General features: G+C 45.8%; 1 protein-coding gene and 2 pseudogenes. All 3 read left to right on the forward strand.

What is annotated here, in order from left to right; all coding sequences use genetic code 11:
- A pseudogene (locus tag WB217_RS00550) lies at window positions 1-216 on the forward strand (hypothetical protein); the annotation flags it as partial.
- Window positions 217-251: 35 nt separating this feature from the next.
- Complete coding sequence (locus WB217_RS00555) at window positions 252-1,403, forward strand: AAA family ATPase (protein ID WP_423989642.1); 1,152 nt, start codon at window positions 252-254, stop codon at window positions 1,401-1,403.
- Between the two features lie 12 nt (window positions 1,404-1,415).
- Window positions 1,416-1,771: pseudogene (locus WB217_RS00560) on the forward strand (CpaF family protein); the annotation flags it as partial.

Raw genomic sequence — 1,771 nt, forward strand, 5'->3', positions numbered from 1 at the left:
TTTTTAAAACCTGTTGATTGTAGTGGAAGGCGCGAAGACTCCTCCGAAAATGCTAACGCATTTCCATCGTGCGTGGGCAGATTCGAGGGAGCTAATCAATGTCCTGCAGGCTTAGCTGGTCAGGTGAGACCCCGCACGAGCGAGGCGACGAGGAGGCTCAGCGCCAGCCCTGCGGAAAGCGAAGCGCCTGGAACGAAAATCAACAGCCTTGTTTAACAGAGCAAATAAAAATGATGGTATGAGGGGAACCGATGGAAACGAAACTTAAGATTTTATTAGTCAGTGATGATGAGGTCATTCATAACCAAATTTTAAATGGCATTTCTGGGAGTTATCCAATTCAGTTAATCGGACCCGGGGATGTTGTCCGGGAGATTAACCGCGATGTCCAGGATATCGTCATTTTTGTCCAGGCGGATGGGGACATTGAAGTTGAAAGTATTCAGTATATCAAGTCAGTAAGCCCGTCAACACTCGTTATATTTATCGCGAAGAATTCTGATTTCTCACAGCTGCGGAATATCACGAAAGCAGGGGCTTCTGAATTTTTTGTTTACCCTGAGGAGCACGGGTTATTTATTAGCCGGTTCCCATCGATTTTCCAGAATTATGAGCTGCAAAAGCTGAAGCAGGACACATCATTCTCTTCTTTTACAGGCGGACGCGGAAAAATCATTACGGTTTTCAGCGGCAATGGTGGCAGCGGAAAATCAAATCTTGCAGCAGCACTTGCGCAGACAATCAAGCTCGAGTCGACCGCGGAGGTAATATTAATCGATTTAAACCTTCAGTTTGGCGGGATTGAAACGCTTTTATCCATCCAGTCGAACCGTTCGATTGCTGACCTGACTCCGGTTATCAATGAGCTGAATGAGAGCCATATCCGCAATGTATCGCAGAAGCTTGATTCTTCAAAGCTTGAAGTGCTGATCAGCCCGTGTGATGCGGAAACAGCCGAAACGATTACCGAGGAATTCGTCGCTAAATTGCTAAGGACGTGCAGGAGAAGCTTTGACTTCGTCATCGTCGACCTTCCAGCTTATATCAATAGCAATGTTGTAACCGCGCTTGAGGAATCGGACCAAATCTATTATGTCCTTACTCCAGACACACCTGCGCTAAAAGTGCTTAAGCAGTTCGAGGAGCTGGCGGTAAGGCTGGGGATGGAGCTTCCATCAAGGACGTCCATTGTCCTCAACAAACTGGCCAAGGATAACGAGGTGCAGGAAAAGGATCTGAAAACGTTCCTGCGGTTCCCGGTGGCCGCAACAGTAAGACATGATATCAAAGGGCTACAGCCTTTTATCAATAAAGGTGAGCCAGTAAGAAAAATCGCAAAAGAAAAACGGATGATCCCTTTTGCTAAGGACGTAAGAAAATGGGCGGTTTCTGTATTGAAATAGGGGGATTCATGAATGGCATCATTATTTGATAAACGAAAAGAAAAGGTCGTTGTCTCTGCGAAACTTCAATCCTATCAATATGAAAACCACCTTGTGGATGAACTTGTTGAACATTACAAAGCGAGGCTCTTAAGAGATACAAATCTTGAAGTGCTGACAAAGCTGACACAGGGTGAAATGAGACTGAGGATCGAGCAGCTTGTCTCCCAGTTCATGTCCGAGGAAAAAGTAATTATTTCAAGGCATGACAAAGAGATTCTGATCACAAGGATTCTCGATGAATCCGTCGGCTTCGGTCCGCTCGAGCCGCTGATCAATGACCCCTCGATTACGGAAGTGCTGATTAATGGCTGTGAAGAGGTCTATGT

This window comes from Mesobacillus sp. (genome assembly GCF_049588175.1).
GTDB lineage: Bacteria > Bacillota > Bacilli > Bacillales > Cytobacillaceae > Mesobacillus.

Excerpts from the sequence above, each read along its gene's own strand:
- WB217_RS00555 (WP_423989642.1), top strand. The coding sequence starts at position 252 with ATGGAAACGAAACTTAAGATTTTATTAGTCAGTGATGATGAGGTCATT.